The sequence below is a fragment of the Enterobacter ludwigii genome (genome assembly GCF_001750725.1).
In the GTDB taxonomy this organism is placed as follows: domain Bacteria; phylum Pseudomonadota; class Gammaproteobacteria; order Enterobacterales; family Enterobacteriaceae; genus Enterobacter; species Enterobacter ludwigii.
Genome location: NZ_CP017279.1, coordinates 3,217,396 through 3,237,192, shown reverse-complemented (window position 1 = coordinate 3,237,192; position 19,797 = coordinate 3,217,396). Strand labels below are relative to the sequence as shown.

Annotated in this window: 19 protein-coding genes; 10 read left to right on the top strand and 9 right to left on the bottom strand. The window is 54.7% G+C overall.

The genetic code is table 11. The features are described 5' to 3' along the window. Window positions 1–56: 56 nt before the first annotated feature. Window positions 57–1,157, bottom strand: a complete 1,101-nt coding sequence (gene dnaN, locus BH714_RS15210) for a DNA polymerase III subunit beta (RefSeq protein WP_014167956.1) — start codon at window positions 1,155–1,157, stop codon at window positions 57–59. Window positions 1,158–1,161: 4 nt separating this feature from the next. Further along, window positions 1,162–2,559 (bottom strand): chromosomal replication initiator protein DnaA, encoded by a 1,398-nt coding sequence (dnaA, locus tag BH714_RS15205; protein WP_020882755.1) that lies wholly within the window; start codon window positions 2,557–2,559, stop codon window positions 1,162–1,164. Between the two features lie 600 nt (window positions 2,560–3,159). Between dnaA and rpmH the strand changes: the two genes are divergently transcribed. The 9 genes from rpmH to BH714_RS15165 all read left to right on the top strand — a co-directional run bounded on the left by rpmH (window position 3,160) and on the right by BH714_RS15165 (window position 10,679). After that, entirely contained in the window at window positions 3,160–3,300 is a 141-nt protein-coding gene (gene rpmH, locus BH714_RS15200) for a 50S ribosomal protein L34 (protein ID WP_000831330.1), read from the top strand. A 16-nt stretch (window positions 3,301–3,316) separates the two neighbouring features. Then, complete coding sequence (rnpA, locus tag BH714_RS15195) at window positions 3,317–3,676, top strand: ribonuclease P protein component (protein ID WP_014172301.1); 360 nt, start codon at window positions 3,317–3,319, stop codon at window positions 3,674–3,676. Further along, on the top strand, window positions 3,640–3,897 hold the full coding sequence (yidD, locus tag BH714_RS23720; protein ID WP_001307474.1) for a membrane protein insertion efficiency factor YidD: 258 nt from the start codon (window positions 3,640–3,642) through the stop codon (window positions 3,895–3,897). The genes rnpA and yidD overlap by 37 nt, the downstream gene beginning before the upstream one ends. Before the next feature lie 2 nt (window positions 3,898–3,899). Then, entirely contained in the window at window positions 3,900–5,543 is a 1,644-nt protein-coding gene (gene yidC / locus BH714_RS15190) for a membrane protein insertase YidC (protein WP_014172300.1), read from the top strand. 72 nt (window positions 5,544–5,615) lie between these two features. After that, a complete protein-coding gene (mnmE, locus tag BH714_RS15185) occupies window positions 5,616–6,980 on the top strand; it encodes a tRNA uridine-5-carboxymethylaminomethyl(34) synthesis GTPase MnmE (protein WP_040018324.1) in 1,365 nt (454 codons plus the stop codon). Window positions 6,981–7,091: 111 nt separating this feature from the next. Continuing rightward, window positions 7,092–8,267 carry an MFS transporter gene (locus tag BH714_RS15180; protein WP_040018323.1) on the top strand — a complete coding sequence of 392 codons (1,176 nt, stop codon included), beginning with the start codon at window positions 7,092–7,094 and terminating at the stop codon, window positions 8,265–8,267. Continuing rightward, the gene (yidZ, locus tag BH714_RS15175; RefSeq protein WP_040018322.1) at window positions 8,236–9,207 is read left to right on the top strand and encodes an HTH-type transcriptional regulator YidZ; all 972 of its coding nucleotides are present in this window, start codon (window positions 8,236–8,238) and stop codon (window positions 9,205–9,207) included. Before BH714_RS15180 ends, yidZ begins: the two co-directional genes overlap by 32 nt. A 122-nt stretch (window positions 9,208–9,329) precedes the next feature. Further along, window positions 9,330–10,076, top strand: coding sequence for a 4'-phosphopantetheinyl transferase family protein (locus BH714_RS15170; RefSeq protein ID WP_014172296.1), 747 nt, complete (start codon window positions 9,330–9,332; stop codon window positions 10,074–10,076). Window positions 10,077–10,112: 36 nt separating this feature from the next. After that, window positions 10,113–10,679: an NADPH-dependent FMN reductase gene (locus BH714_RS15165; protein ID WP_020882759.1), complete on the top strand. Its 567-nt coding sequence runs from the start codon at window positions 10,113–10,115 to the stop codon at window positions 10,677–10,679. Between the two features lie 87 nt (window positions 10,680–10,766). On the opposite strand, the gene BH714_RS15160 is transcribed toward BH714_RS15165, so the two are convergent. Next, entirely contained in the window at window positions 10,767–12,104 is a 1,338-nt protein-coding gene (locus BH714_RS15160) for an NCS2 family permease (protein WP_138614807.1), read from the bottom strand. A 165-nt stretch (window positions 12,105–12,269) separates the two neighbouring features. Here BH714_RS15160 and yieH point away from each other — a divergent pair, with 165 nt between their 5' ends. Further along, window positions 12,270–12,935: a 6-phosphogluconate phosphatase gene (yieH, locus tag BH714_RS15155; protein ID WP_014172293.1), complete on the top strand. Its 666-nt coding sequence runs from the start codon at window positions 12,270–12,272 to the stop codon at window positions 12,933–12,935. 84 nt (window positions 12,936–13,019) lie between these two features. Here the strand turns inward: yieH and phoU are convergent, their stop codons facing one another. From phoU to glmS, 6 genes are all read right to left on the bottom strand, one after another. Next, window positions 13,020–13,745, bottom strand: coding sequence for a phosphate signaling complex protein PhoU (gene phoU, locus BH714_RS15150; protein ID WP_008500182.1), 726 nt, complete (start codon window positions 13,743–13,745; stop codon window positions 13,020–13,022). 14 nt (window positions 13,746–13,759) lie between these two features. Next, entirely contained in the window at window positions 13,760–14,533 is a 774-nt protein-coding gene (pstB, locus tag BH714_RS15145) for a phosphate ABC transporter ATP-binding protein PstB (RefSeq protein ID WP_014172291.1), read from the bottom strand. Between the two features lie 47 nt (window positions 14,534–14,580). Next, on the bottom strand, window positions 14,581–15,471 hold the full coding sequence (pstA, locus tag BH714_RS15140) for a phosphate ABC transporter permease PstA (RefSeq protein ID WP_014172289.1): 891 nt from the start codon (window positions 15,469–15,471) through the stop codon (window positions 14,581–14,583). Further along, window positions 15,471–16,430, bottom strand: a complete 960-nt coding sequence (pstC, locus tag BH714_RS15135; protein WP_014172288.1) for a phosphate ABC transporter permease PstC — start codon at window positions 16,428–16,430, stop codon at window positions 15,471–15,473. Before pstC ends, pstA begins: the two co-directional genes overlap by 1 nt. An 80-nt stretch (window positions 16,431–16,510) precedes the next feature. Beyond that, window positions 16,511–17,551 (bottom strand): phosphate ABC transporter substrate-binding protein PstS, encoded by a 1,041-nt coding sequence (gene pstS, locus BH714_RS15130; protein WP_014172287.1) that lies wholly within the window; start codon window positions 17,549–17,551, stop codon window positions 16,511–16,513. A gap of 321 nt (window positions 17,552–17,872) precedes the next feature. After that, a complete protein-coding gene (glmS, locus tag BH714_RS15125) occupies window positions 17,873–19,702 on the bottom strand; it encodes a glutamine--fructose-6-phosphate transaminase (isomerizing) (protein ID WP_040018320.1) in 1,830 nt (609 codons plus the stop codon). Window positions 19,703–19,797: the final 95 nt, after the last annotated feature.

Here is a 19,797-nt window from a genome sequence, read left to right as displayed (position 1 = left end):
AGGGGCGAGCACAGCCCGGGTTGAAAAAGGCAAGTAAGATAGCCCGATAGCGTTCACTACAGCCTCATCGGCATGACAACGTAAGCCGCACTTTGGCTGGCCGCATCTTCAATCTGTACACTCGAAACGGAGTCGGTCAGCAGAATGCGAACGTTCTCGCATTTAAGCGCGTTCAACACATCCAGCACATAGCTGACGTTAAAGCCGATTTCCATCTCAGTCCCGGCATAGGTGACGTCCAGAATCTCTTCTGCCTCTTCCTGCTCCGGGTTGTTGGCGGTGATTTTGATCTGATTTTCGCTCACATACAGACGCACCCCGCGGAATTTCTCGTTAGAGAGAATCGCGGCGCGGGCAAAGGCCTGCTTGAGGCTGTCGCAACCGGCTTCCAGCGTTTTGTCCGGGTTCTTCGGCAATACGCGGCGATAATCCGGGAAACGACCGTCAACCAGCTTTGATGTGAAGACAAAATCACCCACGTGAGCACGGATGTTATTGCTGCCGATCTGCACGCGCAGTGGCGTATCACCACCGTCGAGCATACGCATCAGCTCAATCACCCCTTTACGCGGTACGATCACCGAATGGTTTGGCAGCGAGTCGCCAATGGGCATGGAACAGACTGCCAGTCGGTGACCGTCGGTAGCCACGGTACGCAGCTCTTCACCTTCGGTTTCGAACAGCATGCCGTTTAAGTAGTAACGAACGTCCTGATGCGCCATTGAGAACTGCGTGGCTTCAATCAGACGCTTCATCGTTGCCTGCGGCAGGGTGAATTCAACTTCACTCTGCCAGTCGTCCAGGTTCGGGAAGTCCGCGGCTGGCAGCGTGGAGAGCGAGAAACGGCTACGGCCAGAGCGCACCAGCATACGGTCGCCTTCCAGCTGCACGGCAATTTCAGCGCCTTCCGGCAGCCCGCGGCAGATATCAAAGAATTTACGTGCCGGAACAGTGGTCGCGCCCGCTTCATGCGGCTGAGACAGCGTAACGCGCGCGATCATTTCCATTTCCAGATCTGTGCCGGTCAGCGACAGCGTACCGTCCGCGACCTGAAGTAGCAGGTTTCCGAGAATTGGCAGCGTTGGGCGGCCACCTAATGGGCCACTCACCTGTTGCAGCGGTTTTAATAAATGTTCACGTTCAACGGTAAATTTCATAGCGTCACGATGATAATGTTCTGATTAAATTGGAAAAATCTTCTTTTATGTCGTGGCTTTCTTCGCGTAACTGCTCAATCTTACGACAAGCGTGCAGCACGGTCGTATGGTCACGGCCACCAAACGCATCGCCGATCTCCGGCAGACTGTGGTTGGTTAACTCCTTTGCCAGCGCCATCGCCATCTGACGCGGACGCGCCACCGAGCGGGAACGACGTTTAGACAGCAAATCTGCCACTTTGATTTTGTAGTACTCGGCCACCGTCTTTTGAATATTGTCGATAGTGACCAATTTTTCCTGCAGTGCCAGCAAATCGCGCAGCGCTTCACGCACAAAATCGATGGTGATCGCACGGCCGGTGAAGTTGGCATTGGCAATCACGCGGTTCAGTGCCCCTTCAAGTTCACGGACGTTGGAGCGCAGACGCTTGGCAATAAAGAACGCCACTTCACCCGGCAGGCGAATGTCGTTTTCATCGGCTTTCTTCATCAGGATCGCGACGCGGGTTTCCAGTTCCGGTGGCTCGATCGCCACGGTCAGGCCCCAGCCAAAACGGGATTTCAGACGATCTTCAACGCCGTTGATCTCTTTTGGATAACGATCCGACGTCAAAATGATCTGCTGATTACCTTCCAGCAGCGCATTAAAGGTGTGGAAAAACTCTTCCTGGGATCGTTCTTTGTTGGCAAAGAACTGGATGTCATCGATAAGCAGTGCGTCAACAGAACGGTAGTAGCGTTTAAACTCTTCGATCGCATTGTTTTGCAGGGCTTTTACCATGTCCTGAACGAAGCGCTCGGAGTGCATATACACCACTTTCGCATTTGGCTTACGCGCCATAATGCCGTTGCCTACCGCATGCAGAAGGTGCGTTTTACCCAAACCCGTGCCGCCATAAAGGAACAGCGGGTTGTAGGCACCACCGGGGTTATCTGCAACCTGGCGTGCCGCCGCGCGCGCCAGCTGGTTCGATTTACCTTCAACGAAGTTATCGAACGTGTGTTTAACATTGACGTTAGAACGGTAGGTTTGCTCTGCCGGAGCAGGCACGTTGTCCCAGCCCGAACGGGTCGCCGGAAGGGCGCGCGGTGCCGGAGCGGGGGCTGCCTGAGCAGGTATTGCCACATTTACCGTTTCACGCACGGTCTGCGTGACCGGTTTTGTTCCCACTTCAAAGCGTAGCTGTGGCGCATCGGATCCGCAGAAATCATTCAGCAGTCCATTGATGTTATTAAGGTATTTATCCCTTACCCAATCGAGCACAAAACGGTTTGGCGCATACAAAGCCAGCGTGTTATCGCTCAGTTCCGCCTGCAAGGGGCGGATCCACATACTGAATTCTGTGGCTGGTAACTCATCCTGCAATCGGGCAAGACACTGCTGCCAAAGCGAAAGTGACACGGCGGACTCCACTCGAACAATAAAAGAAAACTATTGAATATTCATGATTGTTGGCGCACATCGACATGACCCTGTGCAAAAGGGTGATGTGCGAACCGCTATCTGCGGTTATACCCGGCCAGGATCGCTGGATCCCGATCGGGACCGCGGATCATAGCCTAAACTGAGCCAGAGATCTTCTGTTTCTCACAGATTCTTCCCGATTTATCCACAGGAAGATCGGAAACCGGGTAAGTGTAAACGATCCTGGGGCGAGTACCCTACGATTTAGCCCGCATATTGGAAAAATTAATGAGCACAGACAATTTCTTGCTTAAATGATCTAACGAAGATCCGGGACGATCCTTGCGCTTTGTTTGGGAGGCCGTATAATCCTCGACCCGGCGCGTGGTGCTCATCTTCCTGCGTCGTCCGTTGCTCATTTTCCACGCGAAAACGTGCGGAAATACGCGGGAAATAAGGAAAGAGAATTGACTCCGGAGTGTACAATTATTACAATCCGGCCTCTTTAATCACCCACGCTGAGGCGTTAGTCGTTCGAAACTCGTTCGGGTATACGCAAAAGTCAGTGAATTTATTCAAGTTTAGGTAGAAATCGCCATGAAACGCACTTTTCAACCGTCTGTACTGAAGCGCAACCGTTCTCACGGCTTCCGTGCTCGTATGGCTACTAAAAATGGTCGTCAGGTTCTGGCACGTCGTCGTGCTAAAGGCCGCGCTCGTCTGACCGTTTCCAAGTAATAAAGCTAACCCCTGAGTGGTTAAGCTAGCATTTCCCAGGGAGTTACGTTTGTTAACTCCCACTCATTTCACTTTCGTCTTCCAGCAGCCACAACGGGCTGGCACGCCGCAAATCACCATCCTCGGCCGCCTGAATTCGCTGGGGCATCCCCGCATCGGTCTTACTGTCGCCAAGAAAAACGTTAAGCGTGCGCATGAACGCAATCGGATTAAACGTCTGACGCGTGAAAGCTTCCGTTTACGTCAGCACGAACTGCCTTCAATGGATTTCGTGGTGGTGGCTAAAAAAGGGGTTGCCGACCTCGATAACCGTGCTCTCTCGGAAGCGTTGGAAAAATTATGGCGCCGCCATTGTCGCCTGGCTCGCGGGTCCTGATAGCCCTCATTCGGGTCTATCAACGCCTGATTAGTCCACTACTCGGGCCGCACTGCCGTTTCACGCCAACATGCTCAAGCTACGGAATTGAGGCATTGCGCAGGTTTGGAGTGATAAAAGGCAGTTGGTTGACGGTGAAACGCGTATTAAAATGCCACCCTTTACACCCAGGTGGAGACGATCCCGTCCCGCCAGGACCCTTTGATACCAGAGAACACTAACGATGGATTCGCAACGCAATCTTCTTATCATCGCTTTGTTGTTCGTGTCTTTCATGATCTGGCAGGCATGGGAGCAGGATAAAAATCCTCAACCCCAGCAGCAGACCACGCAGACTACGACCACCGCAGCGGGTAGCGCCGCCGACCAGGGCGTACCGGCCAGTGGCCAGGGGAAACAGATTACGGTTAAGACCGATGTGCTTGAGCTGACTATCAACACCCGTGGTGGTGATGTTGAGCAGGCGCTGCTGTTGACCTACCCAAAAGAGCTGAAGTCTAACGAACCGTTCCAGTTACTGGAAACCACGCCTGAGTTTATCTACCAGGCTCAGAGCGGCCTGACCGGTCGTGATGGCCCGGATAACCCGGCTAACGGTGCGCGTCCACTGTACAACGTCGAGAAAGAGACCTTCGTACTGGCTGATGGTCAGAACGAAATCGCTATCCCGATGACCTACACCGACGCCGCGGGCAACACCTTCACCAAAACCTTCACCCTGAAACGCGGTGAATATGCGGTGAACGTGGGCTACAGCGTTCAGAACACCGGTGCGAAACCGCTGGAACTGTCGACCTTTGGTCAGCTGAAGCAGTCCATCAATCTGCCGTCTCACCGTGACACCGGAAGCAGCAACTTTGCACTGCATACCTTCCGTGGCGCGGCGTACTCCACGCCTGATGCGAAGTACGAGAAATACAAATTCGACACCATTGCCGATAACGAAAACCTGAACGTCAGCGCTAAAGGCGGTTGGGTGGCAATGCTGCAGCAGTATTTCGCCACTGCGTGGGTGCCAACGAACGACGGTACTAACAACTTCTATACCGCGAACCTGGGTAACGGTCTTGCAGCCATTGGCTACAAATCTCAGCCGGTTCTGGTACAGCCGGGTCAAACCGGTAAGCTGGCAAGCACCCTGTGGGTCGGTCCAGAAATCCAGGACAAAATGGCTGCCGTTGCGCCGCACCTGGATCTGACCGTGGACTACGGCTGGTTGTGGTTCATCTCTCAGCCGCTGTTTAAGCTGCTGAAGTTCATCCACAGCTTCCTGGGTAACTGGGGCTTCTCCATCATCGTTATCACCTTCATCGTACGTGGCATCATGTACCCGCTGACTAAAGCGCAGTACACCTCCATGGCGAAGATGCGTATGCTGCAGCCGAAGATTCAGGCAATGCGTGAGCGTCTGGGCGATGACAAACAGCGTCAGAGCCAGGAGATGATGGCCCTGTATAAAGCAGAGAAAGTGAACCCACTGGGTGGTTGCTTCCCGCTGCTGATTCAGATGCCAATCTTCCTTGCACTGTACTACATGCTGATGGGTTCCGTTGAGCTGCGCCACGCGCCGTTCGCCCTGTGGATCCATGACCTGTCTGCACAGGACCCGTACTACATCCTGCCGATCCTGATGGGCGTAACGATGTTCTTCATCCAGAAGATGTCGCCGACCACCGTGACCGACCCGATGCAGCAGAAGATCATGACCTTTATGCCGGTCATCTTCACCGTGTTCTTCCTGTGGTTCCCGTCAGGTCTGGTGCTGTACTATATCGTCAGCAACTTGGTGACCATTATCCAGCAGCAGCTGATTTACCGTGGTCTGGAAAAACGTGGCCTGCATAGCCGCGAAAAGAAAAAGTCCTGATTCGGTAAGTTAACGCTAAAATAAGGGCGGTCGATTGACCGCCTTTTTTATTTGTATTGAACGAGACCAACCATGAGCCATAACGACACTATCGTCGCCCAGGCAACCCCACCGGGACGCGGTGGTGTAGGCATTCTGCGTATCTCCGGCCTGAAGGCCCGCGAGGTCGCCGAAGCGGTGCTGGGTAAACTGCCAAAGCCGCGCTACGCTGATTATCTGCCGTTTAAAGACACTGACGGCACGCCGCTGGACCAGGGCATTGCGCTGTGGTTCCCGGGTCCGAACTCCTTTACCGGAGAAGACGTGCTGGAGCTGCAGGGCCACGGTGGCCCGGTCATCCTCGACCTGCTGTTAAAACGCATTCTGACGCTGCCGGGCATGCGCATTGCAAAGCCAGGTGAGTTCTCCGAGCGTGCCTTCCTGAACGACAAGCTCGACCTCGCACAGGCAGAAGCAATTGCTGACCTGATCGACGCCAGCTCCGAGCAGGCAGCCCGCTCCGCACTGAACTCGCTTCAGGGCGCGTTCTCGGCGCGCGTGAATCATCTTGTGGAAGCACTTACTCACCTGCGCATCTATGTCGAAGCGGCTATCGATTTCCCGGATGAGGAGATCGACTTCCTCTCTGACGGTAAAATTGAAGCTCAGCTCAATAGCGTGATGGCCGATCTCGACGCGGTGCGTGCCGAAGCACGTCAGGGTAGCCTGCTGCGCGAGGGGATGAAGGTCGTGATTGCGGGCCGCCCTAACGCCGGTAAATCGAGCCTGCTCAACGCCCTGGCGGGCCGTGAAGCGGCGATCGTCACCGACATCGCCGGTACCACCCGTGACGTGCTGCGTGAGCATATTCATATCGACGGTATGCCGCTGCACATCATCGACACGGCAGGTCTTCGCGACGCCAGTGACGAAGTAGAGCGCATCGGTATCGAACGTGCCTGGCAAGAGATTGAGCAGGCTGACCGCGTGCTGTTTATGGTGGACGGTACCACGACCGATGCCGTTGATCCGGCGGACATCTGGCCCGACTTTATTGCCCGCCTGCCGGCAAAACTGCCGATCACCGTGGTGCGTAACAAAGCGGATGTGACCGGCGAAACGCTGGGTATCAGTGAAGTGAATGGCCACTCACTTATTCGCCTGTCGGCCCGTACCGGTGAAGGCGTTGACGACCTGCGCAACCATCTCAAACAGAGCATGGGCTTTGATACCAGTATGGAAGGCGGCTTCCTTGCGCGCCGTCGTCACCTTCAGGCGCTGGAAGACGCGGCACGCCACCTCGATCAGGGGAAAGCGCAGCTGCTTGGCGCATGGGCGGGTGAACTGCTGGCGGAAGAGCTGCGTCTGGCGCAGCAAAATCTGAGTGAGATAACCGGCGAATTTACCTCGGACGATCTGCTGGGACGGATTTTCTCGAGCTTCTGTATCGGCAAGTAATTACCGCTGATTAAGGGTGATTTCCTCCCGGGAAATCACCTTTGTCCAAATGGCAACTCGCCTAATCCCTTTTATCCCCCTATTCTGCTTGCCTGCATCTATGGGGGGTTTATGGCTCGTTTTCTGTTTTGTAGTTTTGCGCTGGTTCTGCTCTATCCATCGGGTATTGATATGTATCTGGTGGGGCTGCCGCACATTGCCCGCGATCTGGGTGCCAGCGAGGCGCAGCTGCATATTGCGTTTTCGGCCTATCTCGCCGGGATGGCATCATCGATGGTATTTGCCGGGAAAATCGCGGATAAAGCGGGTCGTCAGCCCGTGGCCATTACCTGTGCCATCATCTTCGCGCTGGCGTCAATGCTCTGCTCCCTGGCCCAGGACAGCACCCTGTTCCTGACAGGACGCTTTATCCAGGGGATAGGTGCCGGTGGCTGTTATGTGGTGGCCTTCGCCATCCTGCGCGATACCTTAAGCGCCCAGCGCCGTGCCAAAGTGCTTTCCATGCTCAACGGTATTACCTGCATCATTCCGGTGATGGCGCCGGTGGTGGGCTATCTGATCATGCTGAAATTCCCATGGCAGAGCCTGTTCTGGACGATGGCGGCCATGGGCGCGCTGGTCTTTATCCTCTCGATCACGGTGCTGAAAGAGACCCATCCAGGCTCGCAAAACGCAGGCCATACGGCAACCCTTCATCCGGCCGAGACGCTGCTAAACCGCTTTTTCCTGAGTCGCCTGGCCATTACCACACTGAGCGTGGCAGTGATCCTGACGTATGTAAACGTTTCCCCGGTGTTGCTGATGGAGACCATGGGGTTTGATCGCGGTGAGTATTCCACCGTGATGGCACTTACCGCGATGGTCAGTATGGCCGTCTCGTTCTCGACGCCGTTCGCACTGAATATCTTCCGTCAGCGCACGCTCATGCTAACCTCTCAGGTGCTGTTCCTCGCTGCGGGGGGGATTCTGGCGACCACCAGCACACATGCGCTGATGCTGGTAGGGATTACGCTGATTTGCGCCGGCTTCTCCGTCGGCTTTGGCGTGGCGATGAGTCAGGCACTTGGCCCGTTCTCGCTGCGCGCGGGTGTGGCAAGCTCGGTACTGGGTATTGCGCAGGTCTGCGGTTCGTCGCTGTGGATATGGCTGGCGGCGGCCATCGGCCTTAATGCGCTCAATATGCTGATCGGGATTCTGATTGGTTGTAGCATGCTCTGCATTACCTTACTTATGGTCATCCAGCCCGCGGCCCATTATGAAGAAGCCAATCAGCAGTCTCGATCTTAACCTGTTGTTGTGCCTGCAGCTTTTGCTGCAGGAGCGCAGCGTAACCAAAGCCGCGAAACGGATGAACGTGACCCCGTCCGCGGTAAGTAAATCGCTGGCGAAACTGCGCGACTGGTTTGACGATCCGCTGTTTGTGAAAACACCGTTAGGCCTGCTGCCGACACCGCTGACGATGAGTCTGGAGCAGGATCTGGCCGACTGGATGCAGATTGGCAATCAGATCCTCGATAAATTCCATCATGACTCCCCGGGCGGGCTGACGTTCGTGCTGGCCGCGGAAACGCCTCTGATGCTGATCCGTTTTAATGCCCTGCTCGAGCAGGTCAATCAGCGCTATCCACAGGCCACGGTAAAGATGCGCCACTGGGATTACGACTCGGTGGATGCCATTACGCGCGGAGAAGTCGATCTTGGCTTCACGGGCCGTGAAACACATCCGCGCTCCCGCGAGCTGTTGAAGCTCATGCCGTGGTTTATCGACTACGAAATTTTGTTCAGCGACCGTCCCTGCGTCTATTTGCGCGAAGATCATCCGGCTCTTCAGGAAGAGTGGAACCTGGAGACTTTCCTGCGCTATCCGCATATCAGCATCTTCTGGGAGCGCAGCGACACCTGGGCGCTTGATGAGGTGCTCAGAGAGATGGGACGTGAGCGTAATATCGCCATGAGCCTGCCCGGTTTCGAACAGTCGATGTTTATGGCGGCGCAGCCCGGCCATAACTACATCGCCACGGCGCCACACTACTGCCATCACTATAATCAACTCCACCAGCGTAAGCTGATCGCCCTGCCCATTCCCATTGATGAAGCCCAGGCTGAAAAACTGACCGTTCCTTTCACGCTGATCTGGCATAAACGAAACAGCCATAATCCGAAAATCCTCTGGCTCCGTGAGACAATCAAAGCGCTATATGCCGCTCCAGCGCTTATTTTTGCCTAAGAAAATGTAAAGTTGGGTCCTCAGGCTTCTCTTACTCCCATTTACTGATTAAAACAGAAGGCAAGTTAAGCGATAATCATGTAACCGTTTAACCGAATACGACCATTATCAAGGAGCGAAAAATGGCAACGCACTTTGCAAGAGGGATACTGACAGAGGGACATCTCGTATCGGCCAGAATTTCATCCGCGTGTCACCAGGAAGCACGTAAACTGCCGGAGCATCGCCGGACGCGGTTTTTGGCATCCCGCGCGCTTCTCGCTGAGCTGATGTTCATGCTGTACGGCACCAGTGAACTGCCGGATATCCTCACCCAACCTGAAGGCCGCCCGGTCTTTGCCGACCCGGAGCTGCCGCGTTTCTCCATTGCCTACACGGGCAATATCATTGGCGTCGCGCTCACCACTGAAGGGGATTGCGGCCTGGACATGGAGCTTCAGCACGCAACCCGCGGCTTCCACGGCGCGAACCCGCACGATGACTACCCGCTTTCCAGTAATGAAAAGCTGTGGGTGCGTAACCAGAACGATCCCATCGAGGCCAGAGCTCAGCTCATTACCTTACGCCAGAGCATTCGAAAGCTCTGTGGCTGTGCATCAGACGACGCCAGCCTGCTGCAATTGCTTCCAGGCTCCGGACGACTGCGTTCCGCTAAAGCCACGCTGGTTGAGGCGCTCAGCGATGCCGAAGACGTACTGATTTGGTCCATCGCGGTGACCCCCGCCATCGAACGATTGAAAATCTGGGAATTTGACAGTCAACACGGATGGAGTAGCCTTCCGGATGTGCCCGAGCGAGCCAACGAACCCGCCGCGCGCCTGATGAGATTAACCAGTTTACCGGCAGAAAAAGCATATACCCTTAGCTGATCCATTCAGGGTCATCATGATGAAACAGGAGTAATCATGTCTGATACGTTGAAAGTTGTTACGTTACTGGGAAGCCTGCGCAAAGGTTCATTTAACGGGATGGTTGCCCGCACGCTGCCTCAGCTGGCACCGGCAGGTATGGACATTAGCGCCCTGCCATCGATTGGCGACATTCCGCTTTACGACGCGGATGTGCAGCAGGAAGAAGGGTTTCCACAGAGCGTAGAAGCGCTTGCAGAGCAGATCCGCCAGGCAGACGGCGTGGTCATTGTTACGCCTGAATATAACTACTCCGTCCCGGGTGGCCTGAAGAACGCCATTGACTGGTTATCCCGTCTCCCGGAGCAGCCGCTGTCGGGTAAACCGGTGCTGATCCAGACCAGCTCTATGGGCGCGATTGGCGGGGCACGCTGCCAGTACCATCTGCGTCAGATCCTGGTCTTCCTGGATGCGATGGTAATGAACAAACCGGAATTTATGGGGGGCGTGATTCAGAACAAGGTCGACCCGCAGACGGGTGAAGTGGTGGATCAAAGTACGCGTGACCATCTTTCTGGCCAACTGACCGCGTTTGGTGATTATATTAAGCGAGTGAAAGCTTAAACGTAGCCTGACACCCTCACTCTGGCCCTCTCCCACAGGAAGAGGGCGCAAACACAAAAGCCCTTTTCAACGAAAAGGGCTTTCTGTTTATTTGGCATCAATAAAAACAATCTTCAGCACAAACAGCAGCGCCACAATGATGACGCACGGGCTGAGGTCGCGGAAGCGACCGGTACCAATCTTCATGACGCAGTAGGAGATAAAGCCCAGCGCGATACCTTCGGTGATCGAGAAGCTGAACGGCATCATCACCGCGGTAATAAACGCAGGCACCGCTTCGGTTAAATCATCCCACTTCACGCGCGACAGGCTGGAGGTCATTAACACCCCCACGTAGATCAGCGCGCCGGCTGCTGCATACGGAGGCACCATGCCCGCCAGCGGCGACAGGAAGATCACCAGCAGGAACAGGATACCCACCACAACCGCCGTCAGACCGGTACGGCCACCCACAGAGACACCTGAAGAGGATTCAATGTAAGCGGTAACAGACGATGTACCGATAAACGCGCCGGTGACAGAGGAGACACTGTCAACAAACAGCGCCTGCTTCATGCGCGGGAATTTCCCATTCTCATCCGCCAGGCCGGCTTTGTCGGTCACGCCAATCAGCGTACCGGAGGAGTCAAACAGGTTAACCAGCATGAAGGAGAAAATCACGCCCGCCAGACCCAGGTTCAGGGAGCCTGCCAGATCGACGTGCCCAATGACGGTAGACACGCTCGGTGGCGCGGAGACAATCCCTTTGTACTGCACATCGCCCAGCATCCAGCCCAGCAGCGTGGTGACCACGATGGAAACCAGCACGGCCGCATGAATATTGCGCGAGGCCAGGATAGCGATGATAAAGAAGCCCAGCACGCCCAGCAGCACGTTGTGCGAGGTCAGGTGACCGATGCTCACCAGCGTGTCCGGGTTAGCCACGATAACGCCTGCGTTTTTCAGACCCATCATGCCGATAAACAGACCAATACCGCTGGTAATGCCCACGCGCAGGCTCACCGGAATATTGGCTATCATCCAGTAACGTACGCGGAAAATGGTCAGCAACAGCAGGCCAACCGCGCCCCAGAAGATAGCGCCCATGCCGACCTGCCATGGCAGGCCCATCGCCTGGACGACCACGAACGCGAAGAAAGCGTTCAGACCCATTGCCGGGGCCAGCGCCACGGGCAGGTTAGCGAACACACCCATCAGGATACTGCCCAGCGCAGCGATCAGACAGGTGGTCACGAAGACGGCGCTGGTGTCCATGCCAGCAACGCCCAGAATTTGTGGGTTAACAAAAACGATATAGACCATCGTCAGGAAGGTGGTGAAACCGGCGATCACTTCGGTGCGTGCCGTTGTGCCGTGCTCACGCAGTTTAAACACGCGCTCAAGCAGACCCTGACCAGATGTCTGGGTAGTGTGTTGTTGACTCATCATCAATTTCCGAACAAGGAGGGAAAATTCGTCGCTATCCTATACCAAAATGCGACAATAGTGGCGGTTACAAGATACTTTTTTCATTGATTTTGCTTATACGGCAACGATTGCGTCTCATTAAACTGCCGTACGTAAACGTTAAACTTGTAAAAAGGGAAAGGCATGTCCGGAATTGAAGCGGTATTTTTCGACTGCGACGGTACGCTGGTCGACAGTGAGGTCATTTGTTCCCGCGCGTATGTGACCATGTTCAGGGAATTTGGCATTACGCTGGATCTCGAAGAGGTGTTTAAACGCTTTAAAGGCGTGAAGCTCTACGAGATCATCGACATCATTAACGAAGAGCACGGTGTGGATCTGGCAAAAGCAGATCTGGAGCCGGTCTACCGCGCCGAGGTCGCACGCCTCTTCGACTCCGAGCTGGAGGTCATTGCCGGGGCGAATGCGCTTCTGGATGCGATGACGGTGCCCATCTGCGTGGTCTCGAACGGTCCGGTCAGCAAAATGCAGCACTCGCTGGGTAAGCTTGAAATGTTGCACCACTTCCCGGAAAAACTGTTCAGCGGCTACGATATCCAGCGCTGGAAGCCAGACCCGGCGTTGATGTTCCATGCAGCAAAAGCGATGAATGTTAACGTGGCGAACTGCATTCTGGTGGATGACTCTTCTGCGGGAGCGCAGTCGGGGATTGATGCGGGTATGGAGGTGTTTTACTTCTGCGCCGATCCGCACAACAAACCGATAGATCATCCAAAAGTGACGACCTTCACCGATCTGGCGCAGCTGCCAGAATTGTGGAAGGCTCGCGGGTGGAATATTACTCGCTAAAAAAAGCCGGATAGCGCTGACGCTTATCCGGCCTATAGCGCTCGCAGGCCCGGTAAGCGCAGCAGCACCGGGCATATTAGCGCATCACTCTTTCGGATCTTTACCCGCCAGCAGCTTGTCCAGCTCATCGCCGCCAACGTGACGGAAATCCTGTCCTTTCACGAAGTAGAAGATGTATTCGCAAATGTTCTGGCAACGGTCACCGATACGCTCAATTGAGCGCGCGCAGAACAGCGCGGTCAGGACGCTTGGGATCGTACGGGAGTCTTCCATCATGTAGGTCATCAGCTGACGCACGATGCCTTCATACTCCTGGTCGACCTTTTTGTCTTCACGGTAGATACGTACCGCTTCGTCCAGATCCATACGCGCAAAGGCATCCAGGACGTCATGCAGCATCTGCACGGTATGACGACCCAGCGACTCGAGGCTCACCAGCAGTGGCTGGTGCTGCTGAGAGAATTTCTCCAGCGCGGTGCGGCAGATTTTATCCGCAACGTCACCAATACGCTCCAGCTCGGCGATGGTTTTGATGATCGCCATAACCAGACGCAGGTCGCTCGCCGTTGGCTGACGCTTGGCGATAATACGCACGCAGGCTTCATCAATGGCGACTTCCATCATATTGACGTTTTTATCACCTTCGATAACGCGCTTCGCCAGCTCGCTGTCCTGGTTGTGCATCGCGGTAATGGCATCGGAAAGCTGCTGCTCAACCATGCCACCCATGGTCATCACCTGAGTGCGAATACTTTCCAGCTCTGCGTTGAACTGGCCTGAAATGTGTTTGTTAAGATTGAGATTGTCCATAGCGCGCTCCTGAATCAACCGTAACGACCGGTGATATAGTCTTCTGTTTGCTTTTTAGCGGGCTTGGTGAACAGATCGTCCGTATTACTGAACTCAATCAACTCGCCCAGGTACATAAACGCCGTGTAATCGGAACAACGCGCAGCCTGCTGCATGTTGTGGGTCACGATAACCACGGTGTAATCCTGCTTCAGCTCGGTGATCAACTCTTCAATACGGCCGGTTGAGATCGGGTCCAGAGCTGAACACGGCTCATCCAGCAACAACACTTCCGGGCGAATGGCGATACCACGCGCAATGCACAGACGCTGCTGCTGACCACCGGAGAGAGAGTAACCGCTCTGGTGCAACTTATCTTTGGTTTCGTTCCATAATGCGGCCTTGGTCAAAGCCCACTGAACGCGCTCATCCATATCCGTACGGGAGAGCTTTTCAAACAGACGTACGCCAAAGGCGATGTTGTCATAGATGGACATCGGGAACGGCGTCGGTTTCTGGAACACCATCCCGACTTTCGCACGCAGCAGGGCGATATCCTGGCTGTTGGTCAGAATGTTATCGCCGTCCAGGATGATTTCACCTTCGGCACGCTGCTCCGGATAGAGCGAATACATTTTGTTAAAGGTACGCAGCAGCGTGGATTTACCACAGCCAGACGGACCGATAAATGCCGTGACCTGGTTCCTGGCGATATCCAGGTTGATGTTCTTCAGGGCATGGAATTTGCCGTAGTAGAAGTTCAAATCACGAACCTGAATCTTACCCGGGGCAGTATCAACCATACTCATTGACTCATTTCCTCATTCGGCGCCGCGATCTGCCGCGCCGTAAAAATTTAACCGTGTTTCTGCTTCGCGAAAATGACGCGCGCCAGAATGTTCAGCAACAGTACGCAAAGGGTAATGATCAGCACCCCGGCCCAGGCCAGCTGCTGCCATTCCGCGAATGGGCTCATCGCAAATTTAAAAATCGTCACCGGCAGGTTGGCGATCGGCTGCATCATGTCCGTACTCCAGAACTGGTTGGAGAGGGCAGTAAACAGCAGCGGTGCCGTTTCGCCTGCAATACGGGCAATGGCCAGCAGGATACCGGTCATGATCCCCGATACGGAGGCTTTCAGCGTAATCGCGGAGATCATTTTCCACTTCGGCGTGCCCAGCGCGTAAGCCGCTTCACGCAGGCTATCCGGCACCAGTTTCAGCATGTTCTCGGTGGTACGAATGACGATAGGTACCTGCAGCAGCGCCAGCGCAATCACGCCGGCCCAGCCGGAGAAGTGTTCCATTTGCGCCACCACAATGGTGTAAACAAACAGACCGACCACGATAGACGGCGCAGACAGCAGGATGTCGTTAATGAAACGAATCACCTCTGCCAGCCAGGATTTACGCCCGTACTCCGCCAGATAAATCCCCGCCATAATGCCAAGCGGCGTACCAACTACCGTCGCCCAGAGGATCAGCAAACCGCTTCCCGCCAGGGCATTCGCCAGGCCGCCACCCGCCGTATTTGGCGGCGGCGTCATCTCGGTGAACAGCGACAGCGACATCCCGTCGATGCCGCGCACAACGGTCGAGAACAGGATCCAGACCAGCCAGAACAGACCGAACGCCATCGTTGCCATTGAGAGCGTCAACGCAACGCGGTTTTTGAAACGACGCTTCGCCTGCATTTTGCGACGGGATTCCGCCAGCGCAGTGGTGCTTTGCATTTCGAGAGTTGCCATTAGCGTGCCCCCTCATTTTTTGCGAGACGCAGGATCATCAGCTTGGAAATCGCCAGCACAATGAAGGTAATCACAAACAGGATCAGGCCCAGTTCCATCAGCGCCGCGACGTGCAGCCCGGATTCCGCTTCGGCAAATTCATTCGCCAGTGCGGAAGTAATACTGTTACCCGGCATGTAGAGGGAGGCGCTGTCGAGCTGGTAGGTGTTACCGATAATAAAGGTCACCGCCATGGTTTCACCCAAAGCACGGCCTAACCCCAGCATGACGCCGCCAATCACCCCATTTTTGGTGAACGGAAGGACGATGCGCCAGATAACTTCCCAGGTGGTGCAGCCGATGCCGTAGGCCGACTCTTTCATCATCACCGGGGTTTGTTCGAAGACATCGCGCATTACCGCCGCAATGTACGGAATAATCATAATGGCGAGGATCACCCCCGCAGCCAGAATACCGATACCGAAAGCCGGGCCAGAGAACAGGGTGCCGACAAACGGAATGGCAGAGAGAACATTACCCACCGGTTCCTGGAAGTACGTTGCGAACAGGGGAGCAAAGATAAACAGGCCCCACATGCCGTACACGATACTTGGAATAGCGGCCAGCAGTTCAATGGCGATACCCAGTGGACGTCGCAGCCAGCCCGGCGCCAGTTCCGTCAGGAACAGGGCAATACCAAAGCTCACCGGCACCGCAATCAGCAGGGCGATAAACGACGTCACCAGCGTGCCGTAAATCGGCACCAGCGCACCGTAGATATCGTTCGGCGCATCCCACTCTTTGGTCCACAGGAAAGAGAAACCGAATTTCTGGATGCTCGGCCAGGAGGAGAAAATCAGGGACACGATAATGCCGCCCAGCAGCAATAGCACAATCAGCGCAGCCAGTTTGACCAGCGCGCTGAAAATCATGTCACCTTTTTTACCCGGAGGGTTAAATGCAGGCTTTGTTGCAGCCATAAATCACTCTTCTGTTAAACGCGTTTACGAAATCGGCGGGTAGCGCGAGCGCCACCCGCCATTTTCGTCAGAATACTAAATTAATACAATGCTTTACCGCTGCTGTCTTTCACGTTGGTTTTCCATGCAGCGCGAATCTGCTCAACCACGTTGTCCGGCAGGGTGGCGTAATCCAGCGCGTTAGCCTGTTTGCCGCCGTTTTTGTACGCCCAGTCGAAGAACTTCAACACTTCAGCGCCCTGCTCAGGTTTCTTCTGCTCTTTGTGAACCAGAATGAAGGTGGTAGAGGTGATTGGCCACGCACCATCGCCTTTCTGGTTAGTCAGATCCTGAGCGAAGGATTTGCTCCAGTCAGCGCCTTTTGCAGCGTTAGCAAAGTTCTCTTCAGTCGGGCTGACTGGCTTGCCATCGGCAGAAACCAGTTTGGTGTAGGACAGGTTGTTCTGCTTAGCATACGCATACTCTACATAGCCGATAGAACCAGGCAGACGCTGTACGAACGCGGCGATACCGTCGTTGCCTTTACCACCCAGACCGGTTGGCCAGTTAACGGTAGAGCCGGAACCGACTTTAGATTTCCACTCTTCGTTCACTTTCGCCAGGTAGCTGGTGAAAACGAAAGAGGTACCGGAACCATCTGCACGACGAACCACTGCGATGTTCTGCGAAGGCAGTTTGACACCCGGGTTCAGTTTGGTGATGGCTTCGTCATCCCATTTTTTGATTTTACCGAGGTAGATGTCACCCAGGGTTTTGCCGTCCAGGACCAGCTCGCCTGATTTCAGGCCTGGAATGTTAACGGCCAGCACAACACCACCGATAACGGTCGGGAACTGGAACAGGCCTTCCTGCGCCAGTTTGTCATCAGACAGTGGAGCGTCTGATGCGCCGAAATCAACGGTATTCGCGGTAATTTGTTTTACGCCACCGGAGGAGCCGATACCCTGATAGTTAACCTTGTTACCGGTTTCTTTCTGGTAGGTATCCGCCCATTTGGCATACACCGGCGCAGGGAAGGTTGCACCAGCGCCAGTCAGGCTTGCTTCTGCAAATACAGAGAACGCGCTCAGAGATAAGGTCGCGGCGACAACAGTTGCGACAGTGGTACGCATAACTTTCATAATGTCTCCTGCAAGATTTTCGTAAATCGTTGTTTAGTGGCTACGATGAGCAAAATAGGACAAACAGGTGACAGATAAATGTACGAATTATGACAGTTTTATGACAATGAAAATTTAGCTTAAATATCAGTAAAAATTCATTTAATTATCATCTAGTTAACCACTTACATGACAGCAAGTTTTCAGAAATATTTTCTTTATGTGACACTGAAAAAAGTAGCTGAAGATGACAGATTGTCATAAATAAAAATGCGGATGGGTTGATTAAAAACAAACCAGGAAGGGTAAAAAAGCTCCACCCGAAGGTGGAGCCTGAGGGGATTATTCTACGGTGACCGATTTCGCCAGGTTACGTGGCTGGTCAACGTCAGTGCCTTTGATCAGCGCGACGTGGTAGGCCAGCAACTGCAGCGGAACGGTGTAGAAGATAGGGGCAATCACCTCTTCCACATGCGGCATCTCGATGATGTGCATATTGTCGCTGCTCGCAAAGCCGGCGTCTTTATCGGCGAAGACGTACAGTACACCACCGCGGGCGCGGACTTCTTCGATATTGGACTTCAGTTTTTCCAGCAGTTCGTTGTTAGGTGCCACAACGATGACCGGCATGTCTGCGTCAATCAGCGCCAGCGGGCCGTGTTTCAGCTCGCCTGCTGCGTAAGCTTCCGCGTGGATGTAGGAGATCTCTTTCAGCTTCAACGCGCCTTCCAGCGCAATTGGATACTGATCGCCACGGCCGAGGAACAGGGCGTGATGTTTGTCAGAGAAATCTTCCGCCAGCGCTTCAATGCGTTTGTCCTGAGACAGCATCTGCTCAATACGGCTTGGCAGCGCCTGCAGGCCATGAACGATGTCATGCTCAACAGCCGCATCCTGCCCTTTCAGACGCGCCAGTTTCGCCACCAGCATCAGCAGAACGGTCAGCTGAGTGGTAAACGCTTTGGTGGAGGCCACGCCGATTTCCGTACCTGCGTTGGTCATCAGCGCCAGATCGGATTCACGAACCAGCGAAGAACCCGGCACGTTACAGATGGCCAGAGAGCCCAGATAACCCAGCTCTTTAGAGAGACGCAGCGCCGCCAGGGTGTCCGCCGTTTCGCCAGACTGGGAAAGGGTGATCATCAGGCTATTACGACGCACCGCGGATTTGCGGTAGCGGAATTCTGAAGCGATTTCCACGTCACACGGAACACCGGCCAGGGATTCGAACCAGTAGCGGGAGACCATACCGGAGTTGTAGGAGGTACCGCAGGCCACGATCTGAATATGCTCAACCTTACCGAGCAGCTCATTGGCGTTGGCGCCCAGTTCGCTCAGGTCCACTTCGCCGTGGCTGATGCGCCCGGTCAGGGTGTTTTTGATGGCGTTCGGCTGCTCGTAAATTTCTTTCTGCATGTAGTGACGGTAAGCGCCTTTGTCGCCTGCGTCGTACTGCAGATTGGATTCGATCTCCGGGCGTTTCACCGGCTCGCCTTTGGTATCGAATACCGTCACGCTGCGACGCGTCACTTCCGCGATATCACCCTCTTCCAGGAAGATAAAGCGACGGGTAACCGGCAGAAGTGCCAGTTGGTCAGAGGCGATAAAGTTCTCGCCCATGCCCAGACCGATAACCATTGGGCTACCGGAACGTGCGGCCAGCAGCGTGGACGGATCGCGTGAATCCATGATTACCGTACCGTACGCACCGCGCAGCTGAGGGATCGCGCGCAGCACCGCTTCACGCAGTGTACCGCCCTGCTCCAGCTCCCAGTGAACCAGGTGAGCAATAACTTCGGTGTCGGTTTCAGAGACGAAGGTATAGCCGAGCGCTTTAAGTTCTTCGCGCAGCGGTTCGTGGTTTTCGATAATGCCGTTATGCACGACCACGATGTGTTCGGACACATGCGGGTGCGCATTGCCTTCAGACGGTTCGCCGTGGGTCGCCCAGCGGGTGTGCGCAATACCCGTGCCACCGTGCAGCGGATGATCTTCCGCAGCCTGGGCCAGCATCTGCACTTTACCGAGACGACGCAGACGGGTCATATGCCCTTCTGCATCCACAACTGCCAGACCGGCAGAGTCGTAACCACGGTATTCCAGACGACGTAAACCTTCGAGAAGGATTTCAGCAATATCACGCTGCGCAACTGCGCCAACAATTCCACACATAGTTTAATTTCCTGATTATGGCGTTATGCCATGCGTTGTCGCTGACCTGTATTTGCCCTTTCCGGGCACCCCGAGCCTTGTAGAGAGTGGGGTTA